Below are 16,262 nucleotides of genomic sequence, written 5' to 3'. Positions count from 1 at the left end.
TGCCAATCCATACCTATACATATACTGTTGCTAGAATACTAGAGGGCGCTCAAGCCTCAGTATTTCGGGGCTTGAGCGCATATTTTTTACTACAGTGGCGCGCTAGAGCTATGTCGTTATATCGAAGCAGCAATTAAAATGCGACGTCGTGAATTGTTCCGTTTTCGAACCTTATATTGCAGCTAACCTCTTCGGCGGAGTCGAATTTTGGGTTGTCGTATTGATAATTATGCTCTTTGGAGTTGTAGCTGAACGTCGCAGTGCCGTTTGATGCTTTATAATGACGAACTCTATAGTTTCCTTTTAGGAATTGAGCTTGCTGTTGCAGTAACTTTAAGGTGTCGCTCAAGTCAACGTTTTTTCCTTCTTGCGCTACTTTGGATTTTTGACGGTGTGAGTCTGCAACAACGATCTTGTATTTTTCAAGAATGGCGCTGGTGTGACGTGGATCCATATGATCATTTGAACCGAAACCAAATGAATTAATTATCGCTTCCGCCGTGTGTATCGCTCGTTCGAAGCCGCTATTGATTTTTGTGATCATATCCTTGACATGGTCGTCAGTCGTCTTTTTTTCTGGGCTTAGATCGATATGGAGTAATTTCTTAACTAGAAGCGCAACGTGGTAACTCCATTTTGACATTCGGCGTCTTGCGCAATGCTCCTTGGATTTTGAGAAAATCAAATGGGATACGAAGTAAAGAGCTGGGTGATGGCTTTCATTGAAAAGAAGGCTGCTTGCTTCGTTGTTGTAGTCTCTAAGAAGTTGACCATAATAAAAATGGACTTTATGAGGTTCCTCGAGCGCTATGGATATGAATGATTTGATTAGCAGAGGTGCTGACACTGTTTCGTTCAGTAGTATCGTATCATCTTCATCATATTGATGAGGTCGCCGAGCATAAAAAATTCGGTGCCCTTGCGTATTCATAGCTGCGAAGAAGTCTTCAAGTCGCTTGTGGTACGGCTTGATGGTTGCGAATGCTTCCTTCATCACCACCGACTGGCTGTTGGTGGCCTTAATGACACTGCTAGATAACTCAATATCGTCAGTCTCAATAAGCTTGATCGTGACGTACATGTCATCCGTTATGTGCTCTCTGTTTTCAAAAAGAACGTGGCTCGTCTGGCATCCGTTAACGATTTGGAAGCCCGATATTTTAAAAACATCTCCTGAGGGTACTACTTTTTTTGCGACAACTGTCACGCCATTATTAAGAACAGAAAACAAATTTCTTTGAGCGTCACTTTTTATTGTTTCGGCAATATCCGCGTTTACTTGGTTTGCGCTGCCTAGATAGTCGCGAACGTTGTCGTAAAATACACCCTTATTAATGCTCCCGCTTTGATTTTTGATGAACTCTACGTAATCCTTGCACTTAGAGACGCCCAAATATGCTGCAGTAGCCAAGGATAACTTAGGTAGCGCAACATGACGCTGAAACATCAAGGGCTTAGTGATTCTGTTTAATGTCTCTTTGTAAAGATTTTGTAATTCGACAGCCCCAATCAATTTGCTCTCGACAGATGAGAACATGTACTTCAGGCTTTCGATCTCGCTGACCGAGGCTTGTACCTGAGGTAGAAAATCCTTGTCAGGAAATTTCCCGTCGCCGGTGTAGACATATTTCATTGTTAATGTCGGATCACAACGAAACTTTCCGGCTTTATCGTAGATGAATTGCTTGATTGCATAAGCTTCTTTAAGCTCTGCTGGCTGATCCTCTAATTTCCCAGTGAAAAATATTTTGACAGTTTGCAGGAATTTAAGGTAGTCACCTAAGTCCACGCTAGATGAAGTTTTAGCTTGGATGAATGTGAAGCTTGTGTCAAATATCCCTGTAGTAAGCGGGGTGGCTGAGTTAACGCTATAAACCAAGACATCGTTAATTGCAATCGCTATCGAATCAACGCCTATGCAATTGCCTGTACTTAGGGCGTCAGGTTCAAATGTATCGTTGTAATCGTTGGCTAGTAACGAATAAACTACGAATTGTTCAAAGCGGAGGCTATCGCTATCAGTTAGAGAGTTTTTAGTTGAGAACTCTTTAAGCATGCTTTGCAGTGTGATGTTATTCATGCAAATCCTTGGCATTGTTATGAGCTGTTTGATGCTTAAGGGCTGTCTAAATTAGTAATTTAAGAGGATTACCGCTGCAGAGAGAAGAAGCGCAGTAAATTCAGCCTACACTGGATTCTAACTGATGGCTATTAGCTATGCATACCCCTCAGCTTGTGAGGCTATGTTCATCGCTATACATCATTTCACCAACCAGTTTCCGTTTTTCGTGGCGCACGCGAACGTCCGCTTTTTGTCGAACGCAGCTCGTAAAACGGCCGCCTTTGGCCGGTACCTGTCCTCCATCCCAGCCCCCAACCACCCAATGCCATCACTCCGGAACCCCGCTCACCGCATGCACCACCCGCATCGCACAACGCGGTCTCGCCCCTTCCGCTTCAAGCAATTCACATTTCTTCAGCAACGGATAAGCATCCGCAAACTTCATCGCCGCCACCTGTTCCCCATGCTGCTGCGAAACAAAACAGCGCTCAAACCGAAAGGCGGCATACACCTCAGGCAGCAACACCGGATAATCGTAAACCTCGTCGACGATGCTCTTTAGCATCTTGGACATCTGCCCATCAGCCGCGGGGGAGATTTTGGTGAGCAGTTCATCCTTGGTGACGCCCGCTTGCCTGGCTTCAATAGCTTGCTTCGACGCACCGATGGATGCCTGCATTCCCTGCGGAAACGGACAATCTGATGCTGCCAATGCCAGAGGATGAAGCGCTCCACTGACCTGCCAAGCTTCCTGGTTGCCTCGGCCAGCCCTGTAGCTGTAACTTCGGTCTCCAGTTATCGAGGGTATCTCATTGAACGACTCTGAACATTTGAAAGCACTGTGCGCCCGTTTCAACTCAGGAGAAGAGCTGAGCTTTATGTTTTTCTGGGGGCACCAGCGCAGTAAAACTGGCGTCACGGCGTCGTGTTTCAGCCAATGGTTTGAGGCCGGGTTTAGTGTCGAGGGGCAACATTACCCGACGGCCGAACACTTCATGATGGCCGAGAAAGCGGCCTTGTTTGGCGATCAGGACATTCGTGCGCAGGTGTTCGACGCTCCTACGCCTAATGCCGCCAAAGCACTTGGCCGCAAGGTGCACGGGTTTGATGAAAAGGTCTGGCGGCAACACCGATACGACATCGTGGTTCGAGCGAACCAGGCCAAGTTTTCTCAGAATCCGCTGTTAAACGAGTACCTGCTACACACCGGTTCGCGGGTTATTGTCGAGGCCAGCCCGGTTGATAGCATCTGGGGTATAGGGCTCGCGCAGGACCACGCGGATGTGAACAATCCAAATCTTTGGAAGGGCTTGAACCTGCTGGGCTTTGCGTTGATGCACGTGCGGGACGGGGCCAGTGTGTCAGCCCCAAGGTAGTGGCCCTGAGTGCGTAAAAACGTACGTCCAGGTGCATCACATGCAGCTAGCAAACCACCCCCGAATACTTAACCGCCGCCGCCGCCCGCGACGGCACATCCAACACCCTCAGCAACGACGACACATGAATCCGCACCGTAAACGGCGAAATATCCAGCGCCTTGGCAATCTCCTTATTCGTCTTCCCCTGTGCGATCAACCGCAGCACATCCTGCTGTCGCGCAGTGAGTGTGTGGGTATCCAACGGCAGCAGCCCCGACGGTGCGAACTTGACCAGTACCTCGCCCTCGCGAATCGCCAGTAACGCTTGGCCAATCTCGTCAGGCGCAATGTTCTTGCCGATAAACCCGTCTGCCCCCAGTGCCATCACTTGGTCGATCAACGCCGGGTCGTCGACCATCGACACCACGATCAGGGTGGTGCGCCGCAGGTGCTGGCGCAGTTCGGCCAGTTGGCTCATGCAGGTCAGGCCGGGGAAGCGCAGGTCGAGGATCAGGGTGTCGATGTCGCCGCCGGCATGGATCAGTGCTTGCACGGCGTCCAGGTCGCCGGCTTCGTGCACGACGGCGTCGGGCAGCAGGCGTTGCACGGTGCGCCGCATGCCTTCGCGGAACATGGGGTGGTCGTCGGCGATGATGATGCAGCCGGTCATGGGGTGCTCCTCCCTGGGGCGGTGTTGGGCGGTGTCATGCTACCTTAACACCCCATCCGGGGCGTGCCTTGGGTGGATGACGGATATGACGACTGCCGCACAAGGACGTAACCCATGAGTATTGAGACCAACTCCGAACTCGATCAGGCCAACCTGCGCATCGTGGTGGCCGCTATCGCGATCGTCTACATCAGCGTTTTGGGCTTTTTGCCGGGGCAGTCGCTGGACACGTATCTGCCGGTGATTCTGTACATCGTGTTGTTCCTGATTGTCTCGATTGCCTTTCGTCAGGTGATCGCCCGTTGGCCCGGGCATTACCCGGCGCGGCGCATTTTCGGCATGATCCACGACTACACAGGCACTTCGTTCGGCATGGTGGTGGGCGGTGAAGCTGCGTTGCCGTTGTATGCGGTAATGGTGTGGGTCAACCTGGGCAACGGCATGCGCTATGGCTCGCGTTACCTGGCGATTGCCACGGCGCTGGCGTTGTTGGCGCTGTTGATCGTGTACCGGCTGACGCCGATCTGGCAGGCGCAACCCTTTATGGTGCTGATGCTGATGATCACCAGTACGGTGATCCCGGTGTACGCGCATATCTTGTTGGAGCGCACGCGCAAGGCTTCCGAAGAGGCGATTGCCGCCAACCTGGAGAAGTCGCGTTTTCTGGCCCAGGCCAGTCATGACCTGCGCCAGCCCATCCATTCCATCGGTCTGTTTACCGCGTGTCTGCGTGAAGCCCATCTCGGTGATGAAGAGCGGCGGCTGGTGGATAACATCGACCGTTCGCTGCTCAACGTGTCGCAGTTGTTTCGTTCGATCCTCGATCTCTACACCCTCGATAACGGTCGCCTGCTGCCCAAATACCAGGCGGTGAACCTGGGCGAATTTCTCGCCGATCTGGTGCGCCAGAACGCCGAAGCGGCGCGCTGGGCCGGGGTGGAGTTGCGCTTGCGTCCCTGTGCGCACTGGGTGTTGGTGGACCCGGCGCTGTTGGCGACCATGGTGCAAAACGTGCTGTCCAATTGCTTCAAGTACGGCGCGCACCGGCCGGTGTTGATTGGCGTGCGTATCCGCGACGGCGGGCTGGCGGTGGAGATTCATGATCGGGGGCGGGGGATTGCGGAGGAGCATCTGTCTAAGGTCTTCGAAGAGTTCTATCGCGTGCGCCATCTGCGGGACAAGGACGTCGAAGGCGTGGGCCTGGGGCTGTCCATCGTCAAGCGCCTGGGGCAGTTGATGGGGGTGCAGGTGAGCCTGCGTTCACGGGTGGGTCACGGCACCTCGGTGAGCCTGTATGGCTTGACCCTGGCCACCGCGCCGCGCCAACCGGCACCGCGTGACGACGCGCGCCAGGCCGGGCTGCTCACAGGGTTGAAAGTGTGTTTGGTGGAAGATGACCACAACGTATTGCTCGCCACCCAGGCGCTGTTGGAACGGTGGGGGTGTGAGGTGCAGGCGGAGTCGTCGGGGCGTGACCTGGTGAGCGATTGCGACATCATCGTCGCCGACTATGACCTGGGCAACCACGCCACCGGCATCGAATGCATCGACGCCCTGCGTGAGCAGCGTGGTTGGGCGGTGCCGGCGCTGATTCTTACCGGGCACGACGTGGAGCGCATCCAGGCCGCCTTGCACGACCGTCAGATCGCTATCCTGTCCAAGCCGGTGCGCCCCGCAGAACTGCGCGGCACACTGCGCGACTTGAGCCAGGAAACGCTTACTGAGCGAACGGCGGCAGCCCGTTACCCTTAGCGCCCTTGGGTTGGCAGTAAGCGGCAGGTTTCATCATGCCGAAACTGGCGACGGCAAACATGCCGCCACTGGCACCGCTGGGCACTGAGCAGTTGTAGTCGCCGGAGGCGGCGCTGGCGATGTAGTAGGTGGTCATGGAGTCGCTGCGCACATTGGAGATGCGCTTGACCGGTTCGCCCAGGTTGGTTTCCGACAGCGTCTTGAGATGGTCTTCGGTGGGTTTGATATTGCTGCAGCCGGCCATGCCGATGATCAAGGCGCCCAACAGGGTGAGACGGGTAACGGGGGAGTGCAGTTTCATGGTGCTTCTTCCTTGGGGTTGTTATGGTTTTTCCAACGCACAAAGCGCCCGCGCGCAATGGATGCGCGGTGCTGGTGGAGGCGTTGGAAGTGCCGAGGAATATAGCGCCGCAGGGAGGAGGGGTCGATTAGCACAGGTGTGCTAGTGGCACAGTGAGGTCATTGCTGAACGGTGCACCTGTGGCGAGGGAGCTTGCTCCCGTTGGGGCGCGAAGCGGCCCCAGCTCTTTGGTTTAAAAGACTGGGACTGCTGCGCAGTCCAGCGGGAGCAAGCTCCCTCGCCACAGGGTTCTTTTGACAAGCTTTTCAGCCCACCGGCAACTCCCCGGTCACAATCGCCGTCACAATAAAGATAAAAAACATCGGCACCGACCATTTGAAGAATTCCTTCTGGTACTCCCCAAACGTCATCTCCGTACGGTTCATCAGCAAGAACAACCACGCCACCGTCGGGCTGGCGTAACGCAACGCCTGGCCCATGAACGACGCGACGCCGATCTCGGTGGGGCTGATGCCGAACTTGTAGGCGATGGGCGCCACCACCGGCAGGATGCCGAAGTAGTAGGCGTCCACCGGCAGGGCGTAGCAGGCCAGGGCGCCGAGGAAGGCGAAGATCAGGGCGGTGTGGCTGCCCATGGAGTCCGGGATCAGGCTGGCCATGTGTTCGGCCACGGCGCCGGCCATGCCGCTGCCGTTGAAGATGCCCAGGAAGCACCCGGCGGCGAGGATGATCGAGGCCACGGCCACGGCGTCGCCACCGTTGGCGGTGATGCGTTCGCGTTGTTCCACGGCGCTGTAGTTGACCGTCAGCGCAATCGCGGTGCCGAGCATGAATACCACCGCGCCACTGGCCCAGCCGGCGATGAGGACCACCAACATGCCCAGGGTCAGCGCCAGGTTGAACAGGAACAGGCGCGGGCGCTTGAGTTCCTTGTCGTGGTCCTTGATCACGTTGACCATTTGCAGGATCTGCGCCGGTGTGACGATGCCGTTGGCACCCTGCACAAAGCCCAGGCGCTTGCGCTCCTTGATACCCATCAGGTACGCCATGAAGAACACGTAGAGGAACGACACCCCGAGGATCGGCAGGATCGCCACAAACAGAGTGTTCACCTCCACGTTCAACACCGCCGCCGCCCGCGCCAACGGGCCGCCCCAGGGCAGGCAGTTGCCCAGGCCGCAGGGCAGGATGATCAGCATCGCCAGGTTCGACAGCTTCATGCCCATCTGTTTGTACAGCGGCAGGAAGGCGGTGGTGATGATCAGGATGGTGGTGGTGCCGTCGCCGTCCAGGGTGACCACGGCCGAGGTGAAGGCGGTGACCAGGATGATTTTCAGCGGGTCGCCGTTGGCCTTGCGGATCAGGAAGGTGCACAACGGATCGAACAACCCGACGTTCATCATCAGGCTGAAATACAACACGGCAAACAGGATCATCACCGTCGGGTTGACGGTGCCGAGGGAGACCTTGCCCGCCTCATTCTGCGAGTAGAACAGCCCCTCGCGGACCCATTTCATAATGGTGTCCATCGGCACGCCATTGACCAGGCACGCCAGCACCCCCACGGCCAGCGACACCACGATCAGGCCGGTAAACGGCGAAAGTTTTTGCTTGATGACCAGCACCAGAAACGAGGTGATCAATACATAGCCCAGAACTGTCAGCATCTGAACGTCTCCATCTTTTATTTTTATAGTGAGCGCAGCAGGTTGGGGCGCCATGCACCCCGGGTACAGCCGTGAACGTTATTGGCCTTGCAGCAGTTGGGTGACCCACGTCGGGGCCAGTTCCGGCAAGGGCTGGCCGCTGTCTCGGGCGCGAGTGTAGGCGTCTATCACCTCGCGGCGCTGGTTTTCGTAGGCACTTTTTTTCTCGGAGGCTTCGAGCACTTCCAGCAGGCGTGCGCGGGGCACCACGGTGACGCCGTCGTAGTCGCCGAATACCAGGTCGCCGGGCGCTACGTCGACACCGGCACAGGTGACGTTGGCGTTGATCTTGCCGGGGCCTTGTTTGCCGGGGCTGCGCTGCATAAAGCCCTTGGCGTAGATCGGGATGTCCAACTGGGCCAACGGCACTTTGTCGCGCACGCACCCGTCGATGACCATGCCCGCCAGGCCCACGGCCTGGGCCGCGCCAGCCATCAGGTCGCCGATATAGGCGCGGCCCGGATAGGCCTTGCCGGCCACCACCAACACGTAGCCGGGCTGGCCCTGGTACACCGCGACGTGGATCGGGAAATTATCGCCGTCTTCGGTATCGACGGTGTAGGCGGTGCCGAGCATCACCTTGCTTTCATCCAGTGGCATCAGGTCGGCGTCCATGCAGCCGTTGCGCGGGATGCCCAGGCTTTGCATGCCGTCGCACAGTTGCGCCGGGCTGAGTAGACGAAACCGCGCCAGCAGGTCATCGGGGATCAGGTCGGGCAGGGGGAAGTAGTGTTCAGTGTTCATGGCAGGCTCTCAGGCGTGGGCAGTCAGGTGGGCGATGGCGGTGCGGAAATCCAGGTCGCTGCCGTTCGGCCCGAGCAAGCTGGCCCAGTCGGTGGCGGCGAGGTTTTCCAGCTGGGCGTGGGTGGCGCGGGTCATGATGGGGTCGACGCCAGCCGCTTCGAGGGTGGCGACCGCATCGTCCATTTCCGCACTGCGGCGCTTGGCATGGATCAGCGTGCGGGCGGTGAAGGTGTTGGCCAGTTGCTCGATGGTCTTGCCGTTGAGCGAATCGCCCAGGGACGCCACCAGGGTGTCGAGCACGCCGAATTTCTCACCGGCCTGGAAGGCTTCCAGCAGCAATTGCGGCAGGCCTTTCATGACCACGCTCTTGAGCATCTTGATTGCCGAGGCAGCGCCGGCTTCGGCGTCCAGCACGGTCAATTGCATGCCTCGTGGGGTAAAGGCCTCGGCAAATGCAGCGGCACCGTCACCGGCCAGCAACATTGGCACGCGGTGATTATTGCCGGGCACGGTGCCCATCACGGCGCTGTCGCAAAAACCGACGCCAGCGGCGCGGGGCAGTTGCTCGATGGCCTGCTTGACGGTGGGTGCGGCGGAGTTCATGTCGACGTAGGTTTGCCCGGCGACGAGCCAAGGTAAAACATTCTGCGCGATACCCAACGCGCTGCTGGCGCTGGTCAGGCACACCACGAAGCGGGCACCGCGACAAGCGTTTTTCAGGGAGTCGAAGAGGGTGACGTGCAGTTGATCGGCGCGTTGCTGCATCACGGGGCTGACGTGGGCGTCGAAGGCGCCGATCTTTAAGTCACCCGTGGTGCGCAGGCCGGTGCAGAGGTGGTAGGCGGCTTCGCCAAACCCGATGAAGACGATATCCATCCAGTGTTTCCTTCATTGTCTTTGTTATTGATGAAGGAAGAGCAAGGGCTGTGCCAGCGTGTGTTATATCAATAAAAACAGTGAGTTGGATTTATTGGGTTGAGGCGATGAGTTGCAGAGTCTTTCAAATAATTTCATCTTGAAATAATCTGCAATCACCGTCCAGGCAGTCCGAGAGCCACCATGCAAGGCACCATCGCCGTCATTTCTCCTTCCAGTACGCTGACCTCAGTGATGCACGGCATCCTCCAGCAACGTGGTTTGTCCTGGGTGGTGATCGAAGCCGCCCAACACGACGCCGCGCTCAAGGCTCGGCAACTGATTGAAAACGGTGTCAGCGTGATCATCAGCCGTGGCCGCACCGCCAGTGTGTTGCGCGAACAACTGCGCGTGCCCATCGTCGAGGTCAAGCACACGTTTTTCGACTGCATCAATGCCTATCAAAAGGCCCAGCAGGTGTCGGACAAGGTGGCGTTCCTGGCCACGTCCGAGGGTTATGCGACGATCCTGGAAAAGGCCCGCCCGTTCATGCCGCAGGTGTCGATTTGCCTGATCGACCCATTGGGCAGCCACCAGGCCACCGAGGCGCAGTTGGATCGCTTGCAGGCCGAAGGTGTTGAAGTGGCGATTGGTGGCTTGTCGTTGAGCCAGGCGGTGATGGCGCGCGGCATGCACTCCATCATGTCCGAGGCCGACCCTGATGCGGCCGGCGAAGCCATCGACGAAGCCTTGCACCTGTTGCAGATCGAGGAGGAACGCAGACGCAAGCGTGTGGAGTTGCAGAGCCGTTACGAGATGATTCAGTCGATCCTCAACTGTGTGTCCGAGGGGATTTTCAGCGTCGACGGCCAGCGCAGCATTACCAATCTCAATAGCGTGGCCACCGGCTATTTGGGCAGCTTCAGCATCGGTGACAGCATCGACGGTCTGCTGCCCCAGGATTATTTCGGCCAGGTGCTCAACACGGGCCGCCCGGTGCGGGGGGCGTTGATCACCTTGGGGCGCTTGTCGCTGACCTTGAGCATTGCGCCGATCAGCCTGGACAACCAAGTGATCGGCGCCGTGGCCACCCTGCAAAACCAGACCGAAATCACTGCCATCGAACGCAAGATGCGCCGCCAACTGGCGCGCCTGCACCTGGCCGAAAAAACCTTCGACGACATCATCGGCAGCAGCCCGGCGCTGGCCAAGGCCAAGCGTTTGGCGCAGACCTATGCGGCGGTAGACAGCACGGTGATGATCGAAGGCGAGACCGGCACCGGCAAGGAGTTGTTTGCCCAGAGCATCCACAATGCCTCGCGCCGCAGAAACGGCCCGTTTGTGGCGATCAACTGCGCGGCGTTTGCACCAGGGGTGCTGGAGAGCGAGCTGTTCGGCTACGTCAAAGGTGCCTTCACCGGTGCGCTCAACGAAGGCAAGGCGGGGGTATTTGAGCTGGCACACACCGGCACGATTTTTCTCGATGAGATCAACGAGACCTCAACCGAGATCCAGGTGAAACTGCTGCGTACGTTGCAGGAACGCAAAGTGGTGCGGATTGGCGACGACAAGGTCACGCCCATCGATATCCGCATCATCACGGCCAGCAACAAGCGCCTGCCGCAGTTGGTGGCGCAGGGGTTGTTTCGTGAGGATTTCTTCTACCGTATCTGCGTGTTGAAACTGCACTTGCCGGCCCTGAGCGAACGTCGCGCAGATATCCCCGAGCTGGTGCGGCACTTGCTGTCTGGCCTGCCCATGGACACCGCCGAACCTTCGGAAGATTTGTTGAAGCGCCTGAGTGGTTATGGGTGGCCGGGCAATATTCGCCAGTTGGGCAATATCGTTGAACGCTTGGCTGTGATGAGCCAGGGCCGGCCGTTTGCGCAGCCGTGGTTGGAGGAGGTACTGGAGGATCTTTCCACCGATGTGGTGGGTGTTCAGAACACTCCGATCAAGAGCGAATTGGCCTTGCTGCATGAGGTGCTGAGCAGTGTGCGCGGTAACCGCGAAGAGGCGGCCAAGCGCTTGCAGATCAGCACCACCACGTTGTGGCGGCGTATGAAGAAATACTTGGATGAAGATCCTGGGTGTTTTGACACTGTGCGTTACTGACTGATGCACCGCCATCGGGGGCAAGCCCCCTCCCACATATGAGCGGTGAAGATCAAGGGTGGGAGGGGGCTTGCCCCCGATGACGGCAGTGCAGCCAACCCATCCATCAGCGTCTTAATGCATCTTGCTATGGTCCATCCCATCCAACCCACGGGCCGGGGCCTTGACTTCAATCGACTGCTGCTCGCCCTTGGCATTTTCCACCGTAAGGGTCAGCGGCACCTGGTCGCCTTCCTTGATCTGGCCGGTCAGGCCCATCAGCATCACGTGGTAGCCGTCAGGGTCGAGGGTCACGGCCTTGCCCGCAGGCAGGGCGACCGAGTCCACCGGGCCCATGCGCATCACGTCGTCCTTCATGCTCATCTCATGGATCTGCACGTCCTTGGCCACCGGCGAGGCCACGCGCAGCAATTTACTGTCGCTGTCGGCGGTGACGGTCATGAACGCGCCGCTGCTCGGCTGGCCCGGTACGGTGGCGCGTACCCAGGCATCGGTCACGTGCACCTGGGCGCTGGCGTGTGCCGCGAGGCCCAGCAGGGCGAGGCCGAAGGTGAGGCGCTTGAGGTGTTGTACGGCAGTCATTAGCAGACCTCCATGACGGTGAGCAGGTCTTCTGCGCACTCTTTAGCGGTAAGGGATGCTTGCAAGCCCAGGCGCAGGTTGCCCCGGGTGTCGAACACGAAGCTGGTGGCCGTGTGGGACAGGGTGTAGGTGTCACCGGCGGGGATCTTTTCATAGAAGATCCCGAATTCCTTGGCGGCCACGGCGATTTCTTCCGGGGTGCCGTACAGCGCCTGGAAACTGGGGTCGAAGGCCTTGACGTACTTGTCCAGAATCTCTGGCGTGTCGCGCTCCGGGTCCAGGGTGATAAAGATCACCTGCATGATTTTGCCGTCGCGGCCCATCAGCTTCTTGGCCTGGGCGGCGCGGGCGAGGGTAGTTGGGCACACCGCCGGGCATTGGGTGAAGCCGAAGAACACCACCGGCATCAGGCCACGGTAGGAACTGAGGGTCACGGTCTCGCCTTCGGTGTTCTTGAGCTTGAAGGTGCGGCCCATGATCTTGTCGCTCAAGTCCTTGCCGTACTTGAAGTTCAACCGGGGGCTGTTGTCACAACCGGCCAGCAGGCCCAGACCCAACAGGCCCATGCCGGTCAGGACCTTGCGGCGGGTGAATAACGTACTCATCAACTGTGCATCCTGTGAAACGCCTGCATGGCACGAGGTCAAACACGCAGGCCTGGAAAAGGAGTAACGAGGAGGGCGCCAAGTCTACCAACCCCAGCGGGCCTGCGTAATGTGCGACGTTCTGCCACAGGGGCGCCTCGTGCTTCATCTCGGTGCGCCGGTGATGGTAGAGTCGCCGCCATGAAATTGAGCCATCCCGACCGTTCGCTGATCGCCTGGGCCCTGTACTTCTGCGTGCTGATGAACCTGTTCGTCTGCGGTTTGGGGCATGGGCAGATGACGGGGCTGGCGCTCAATGGCCTGGGTGGCGAGTTCTGTTCGGTGGACGGAAGCCAGGCGCCACTTTCCGACAAAGGGTTGGGCAGCCCATCATCCAGCAACATCTCGAACTACTTTGCCTGCCCGGTTTGCAACGCTTTGACCGTCGCCCTGGTGTTTTTGATCGGCCTGGCCTGGCTACTGGGCCTTGGGCAAACCCCGCGCCCGGCCCATGAGCGGCGCAACAAGGCGCCGCCGCGCTACGCCTGGCCCTCGGCCAACCCCCGCGCTTCCCCAGCTCTCTGACGTGTGCCCCGGGCCTCCTGCCAACGGGAGGCGTTCTATCGTCACGACTGTGAGTGCGTTTCATGAACCCTGTATTGCCTGCCGGCGCCAGCCGCCTGGTCAGCAAGGCCTCGCGCCGCCTGCGCGCAGAACCTTTGCGCGCCGATTACCCGAGCAACTCCCGCTGTTTCGTGCACCTGGATGCACGCCTGCTGCCGTATTGGCACACCTTGTTCGATATCTGCCCGGCGCTGCTCAAGCTCGACCCGCCGGAGGGCCTGAACCTGTTTCGCAGTTTCATGACCTGGGCCTATCGCAACCAGCCGCCATTGGACTGGACCTATCACCTGAACGTGTGCCGCTGGCTGCTGGGCTCGGTGTACCGCACGCAAATCGATGACGAGCCCATCGAGGCGTTCATGGCGGCGGCGGCTGCACGGTGGACCCACACGGATGCCAGTCAGGCCCAGGGGGTGGTCCTGGCCTGGAAGGGGGCAACGGTGTTTGATTGGAAGGGCGCGCCGAAGGTGGATGCGGAACGGCAGATATTCCCGAATCCCGTTTGGGATTTTGCCTGGTGCCCATTAAGTGCCAGGGGGCAGTTCAGCGACTGGTTACCGGTGCCCTGACGCGCGGGATTGTTACGCAATCTGAAAAAGTGATTGCCGGTTTAGGCGGCTGTTTCCCGGCAGCCCAACCCTATACCGTGCGCGCACCCGTTGAATACAGCACCACCCGACTGACAAAGAACAGGGCTGGGCTTCGGCGGGGTTGCCTCAATTACTTCTCGGAGCCTTCATGAATCACAAGACTTGCCTGGCCCTCGCCGTTTCCCTGGGGGCCGCGCAGCAAGTAGCTGCATCCGGTTTTATCGATGACAGCAAAGCCAGCCTCGACCTGCGCAATTTCTATTACAACCAGGACACACGCAACGCCAAAGGCGCGTCGGACAAGGAGTGGGGCCAGGCGTTCATGTTCAACTACCAGTCCGGGTTCACCGAAGGCACGGTGGGTTTGGGCCTGGATTTGCAGCACATGTACGGCCTGCGCCTGGATGCCTCGGGCCGTGCCGGCAAGGCAGGCGAAGACAACACCCCCGGCAGCGTCTTCCCGTTGAACGACGGCAAGGCCGCCCATGACTTCAGCAAGACCGGCGTCACCGCCAAGATGCGTATTGCACAGACCCAGCTGAAAGTCGGCAACCTGCAACCCAAGCTGCCGGTGTTGACCACCGAGGACGGCCGCCTGCTGCCCCAGACGTTCCGGGGCTATCAGCTGGATTCCAGGGACTTCCAGAACTTCAATCTGGTGGCCGGTAAGCTTGAGCAAGTCGTGGACCGCAACTCCAGCAATGGCCAGGGTATGTCGATTGCCGGCGCGAACGATCCGGTCAAGGGCAAGTCCAGCAACCAGTTCTACTACGGCGGCGTGGATTACACAGTCAGCAAGCAGCTGCAACTGCAGTACTACTACGCCAGCCTGGAGAATTTCTACCAGCAGCACTTTCTTGGCCTGGTCCATAACTGGCAGCTGCCTGTGGGGCAATTCAAGAGCGACCTGCGCTATTTCTACAGCACCGCCGACGGCAAGAACTCAAGCGCTTCCGGGCGAAGCGAAGGCTATGTCAGCTCGGGTTACTACGCGCCTGGGGTCAACGCTGGCAAGGTCGACAATCGCCTGTGGAGTGCGCTGTTTACCTATGCGCTGAGCGGCCACTCGGTCAGCCTCGGTTATCAGAAAACCACTGGCGAAAGCGACTTCCCCCATATCAACCAGGGGCAGGGGCGTTCGCTTTACCTGATCACCAATTCGCAGTCGCTCAAGTTCGTCAATGCCGGGGAGCAGGCAACCGTGGGCAGCTATGCCTACGATTTTGCCAGCCTCGGCGTACCGGGCCTGCGTTCCAGCGTCACCTACATCCACGGCAGCCATATTCGTACGGCCGGTCGCGATAACAGTGAGTGGGAGCGCGACCTGCGCGTGGATTACGTGATACCCGCCGGCACCTTCAAGGGGCTGGGGTTCACCTGGCGCAGTGCCGTGCTGCGGGGCAATGACAGCGCGGACAAGGACGAAACGCGGCTGATCGTCAGCTACAGCATTCCGTTGATGTAACGACGGTCAACTGCCGGTTTTTTTCGGCTTGGGTTTGCTGTCCTTATCGGTTCGCGCTGGCTTGGGCGGCTGCTTGTCGGTGTCTTTGGCTTTTTTTTCGCCGTCGGACTGGCTGCTGGGGATAGACCCCGGCGGCAGTGCGTTGGCCGCAGGCGCGGTGTTGTCGCCAAAGGCGGCGAGGGCGTGGCCGGAAAGCAGGGCTGACAGGCCGACGATAAGCAAAATCCGTTGGGACGATCTGGTCTTCATGACGCAATCCCCTATCGCATGGAAGGTTTGACCTTACGTAATTGGAAGTACGTCAGCGCCAGCAAAGTTTGAACCCAGAAGCGTTGATGCGACGAGCGGCCCCTCAGGCAATTTTTAATGAACCCTCGCGGCGGATGCTTGACCTAATGCATACGACCTAGGAGGTGAAGCATGGAAATTCAATATATCTGGATCGCACTGGCGGTGATTCTGCTGCTGTTGGAACTGTGGGCCATCAACGTCGTATTACGCAGCACGGGGAAGTGGGAGACCAAGGGATTGTGGCTGGTGGTGCTGATTGTTGTGCCGCTGTTTGGATTGATTGCGTGGGCTATCTTCGGGCCTAAACGTGAGATGCCGGAGCATCGCAGAAGTTAACTCACCGCTAATAAAACAGGCGCCGTAATGGCGCCTGTTTGCGTTCTACGGCCAATCAACCTGCCAGGGTTTTTGCGATCGCTTCGTTGAACGCCGGCAGATCATCCGGCGTGCGGGACGTGATCAACGTCCAGCCATTGGCTTGGCACCGTTTGACCTGGGCGTCGACCCAGCCTGCGGCGCCGGCATTGCTCCCGATTGCGGTGGGTCAGCTGCCTATGTGTTGA

General features: G+C 58.2%; 17 protein-coding genes and 1 pseudogene. 7 read left to right on the top strand and 11 right to left on the bottom strand.

What is annotated here, in order from left to right:
• Positions 1-133: 133 nt before the first annotated feature.
• The gene (locus DYL61_RS27085; RefSeq protein ID WP_167498002.1) at positions 134-2,080 is read right to left on the bottom strand and encodes an AIPR family protein; all 1,947 of its coding nucleotides are present in this window, start codon (positions 2,078-2,080) and stop codon (positions 134-136) included.
• A gap of 310 nt (positions 2,081-2,390) precedes the next feature.
• Positions 2,391-2,741, bottom strand: coding sequence for a hypothetical protein (locus DYL61_RS27080; protein ID WP_135310885.1), 351 nt, complete (start codon positions 2,739-2,741; stop codon positions 2,391-2,393).
• A gap of 133 nt (positions 2,742-2,874) precedes the next feature.
• Between DYL61_RS27080 and DYL61_RS27075 the strand changes: the two genes are divergently transcribed.
• Positions 2,875-3,438: an NADAR family protein gene (locus DYL61_RS27075; RefSeq protein WP_135310884.1), complete on the top strand. Its 564-nt coding sequence runs from the start codon at positions 2,875-2,877 to the stop codon at positions 3,436-3,438.
• A 46-nt stretch (positions 3,439-3,484) separates the two neighbouring features.
• On the opposite strand, the gene DYL61_RS27070 is transcribed toward DYL61_RS27075, so the two are convergent.
• Positions 3,485-4,090, bottom strand: coding sequence for a LuxR C-terminal-related transcriptional regulator (locus tag DYL61_RS27070; RefSeq protein WP_135310883.1), 606 nt, complete (start codon positions 4,088-4,090; stop codon positions 3,485-3,487).
• 114 nt (positions 4,091-4,204) lie between these two features.
• Here DYL61_RS27070 and DYL61_RS27065 point away from each other — a divergent pair, with 114 nt between their 5' ends.
• Positions 4,205-5,842 (top strand): ATP-binding response regulator, encoded by a 1,638-nt coding sequence (locus tag DYL61_RS27065; RefSeq protein ID WP_135310882.1) that lies wholly within the window; start codon positions 4,205-4,207, stop codon positions 5,840-5,842.
• Here the strand turns inward: DYL61_RS27065 and DYL61_RS27060 are convergent.
• The 4 genes from DYL61_RS27060 to DYL61_RS27045 all read right to left on the bottom strand — a co-directional run bounded on the left by DYL61_RS27060 (position 5,808) and on the right by DYL61_RS27045 (position 9,469).
• Positions 5,808-6,143: a hypothetical protein gene (locus tag DYL61_RS27060; protein ID WP_135310881.1), complete on the bottom strand. Its 336-nt coding sequence runs from the start codon at positions 6,141-6,143 to the stop codon at positions 5,808-5,810. The two genes, DYL61_RS27065 and DYL61_RS27060, sit on opposite strands and share 35 nt — an antisense overlap.
• A gap of 305 nt (positions 6,144-6,448) precedes the next feature.
• Positions 6,449-7,810, bottom strand: a complete 1,362-nt coding sequence (locus tag DYL61_RS27055; protein WP_135310880.1) for a CitMHS family transporter — start codon at positions 7,808-7,810, stop codon at positions 6,449-6,451.
• Positions 7,811-7,888: 78 nt separating this feature from the next.
• Positions 7,889-8,593, bottom strand: a complete 705-nt coding sequence (locus DYL61_RS27050; RefSeq protein WP_135310879.1) for an RraA family protein — start codon at positions 8,591-8,593, stop codon at positions 7,889-7,891.
• Positions 8,594-8,602: 9 nt separating this feature from the next.
• Positions 8,603-9,469 carry an NAD(P)-dependent oxidoreductase gene (locus tag DYL61_RS27045; protein ID WP_135310878.1) on the bottom strand — a complete coding sequence of 289 codons (867 nt, stop codon included), beginning with the start codon at positions 9,467-9,469 and terminating at the stop codon, positions 8,603-8,605.
• A gap of 183 nt (positions 9,470-9,652) precedes the next feature.
• On the opposite strand from DYL61_RS27045, the gene DYL61_RS27040 reads away from it, so the two are divergent.
• A complete protein-coding gene (locus tag DYL61_RS27040) occupies positions 9,653-11,563 on the top strand; it encodes a sigma 54-interacting transcriptional regulator (RefSeq protein WP_135310877.1) in 1,911 nt (636 codons plus the stop codon).
• A 114-nt stretch (positions 11,564-11,677) separates the two neighbouring features.
• On the opposite strand, the gene DYL61_RS27035 is transcribed toward DYL61_RS27040, so the two are convergent.
• Positions 11,678-12,145 carry a copper chaperone PCu(A)C gene (locus DYL61_RS27035; protein WP_135310876.1) on the bottom strand — a complete coding sequence of 156 codons (468 nt, stop codon included), beginning with the start codon at positions 12,143-12,145 and terminating at the stop codon, positions 11,678-11,680.
• Positions 12,145-12,750 (bottom strand): SCO family protein, encoded by a 606-nt coding sequence (locus tag DYL61_RS27030; protein ID WP_105700058.1) that lies wholly within the window; start codon positions 12,748-12,750, stop codon positions 12,145-12,147. The genes DYL61_RS27035 and DYL61_RS27030 overlap by 1 nt, the downstream gene beginning before the upstream one ends.
• A 180-nt stretch (positions 12,751-12,930) precedes the next feature.
• Between DYL61_RS27030 and DYL61_RS27025 the strand changes: the two genes are divergently transcribed.
• The 3 genes from DYL61_RS27025 (at position 12,931) to DYL61_RS27015 (ending at position 15,408) form a co-directional block, all read left to right on the top strand.
• Entirely contained in the window at positions 12,931-13,314 is a 384-nt protein-coding gene (locus tag DYL61_RS27025) for a DUF2946 domain-containing protein (RefSeq protein ID WP_135310875.1), read from the top strand.
• A 62-nt stretch (positions 13,315-13,376) separates the two neighbouring features.
• The gene (locus DYL61_RS27020; RefSeq protein WP_135310874.1) at positions 13,377-13,922 is read left to right on the top strand and encodes a putative natural product biosynthesis protein; all 546 of its coding nucleotides are present in this window, start codon (positions 13,377-13,379) and stop codon (positions 13,920-13,922) included.
• Positions 13,923-14,091: 169 nt separating this feature from the next.
• Positions 14,092-15,408: an OprD family porin gene (locus DYL61_RS27015; protein ID WP_135310873.1), complete on the top strand. Its 1,317-nt coding sequence runs from the start codon at positions 14,092-14,094 to the stop codon at positions 15,406-15,408.
• A gap of 6 nt (positions 15,409-15,414) precedes the next feature.
• On the opposite strand, the gene DYL61_RS27010 is transcribed toward DYL61_RS27015, so the two are convergent.
• A complete protein-coding gene (locus tag DYL61_RS27010; protein ID WP_135310872.1) occupies positions 15,415-15,657 on the bottom strand; it encodes a hypothetical protein in 243 nt (80 codons plus the stop codon).
• A 171-nt stretch (positions 15,658-15,828) separates the two neighbouring features.
• Here DYL61_RS27010 and DYL61_RS27005 point away from each other — a divergent pair, with 171 nt between their 5' ends.
• On the top strand, positions 15,829-16,035 hold the full coding sequence (locus DYL61_RS27005) for a PLD nuclease N-terminal domain-containing protein (protein WP_135310871.1): 207 nt from the start codon (positions 15,829-15,831) through the stop codon (positions 16,033-16,035).
• A gap of 55 nt (positions 16,036-16,090) precedes the next feature.
• Here the strand turns inward: DYL61_RS27005 and DYL61_RS31655 are convergent.
• A pseudogene (locus DYL61_RS31655) lies at positions 16,091-16,225 on the bottom strand (protease); the annotation flags it as partial.
• Between the last annotated feature and the right edge of the window lie 37 nt (positions 16,226-16,262).

This window comes from Pseudomonas nabeulensis (assembly GCF_004682045.1).
Taxonomy (GTDB): domain Bacteria; phylum Pseudomonadota; class Gammaproteobacteria; order Pseudomonadales; family Pseudomonadaceae; genus Aquipseudomonas; species Aquipseudomonas nabeulensis.
This window is presented reverse-complemented; position numbering and strand designations above follow the sequence as displayed.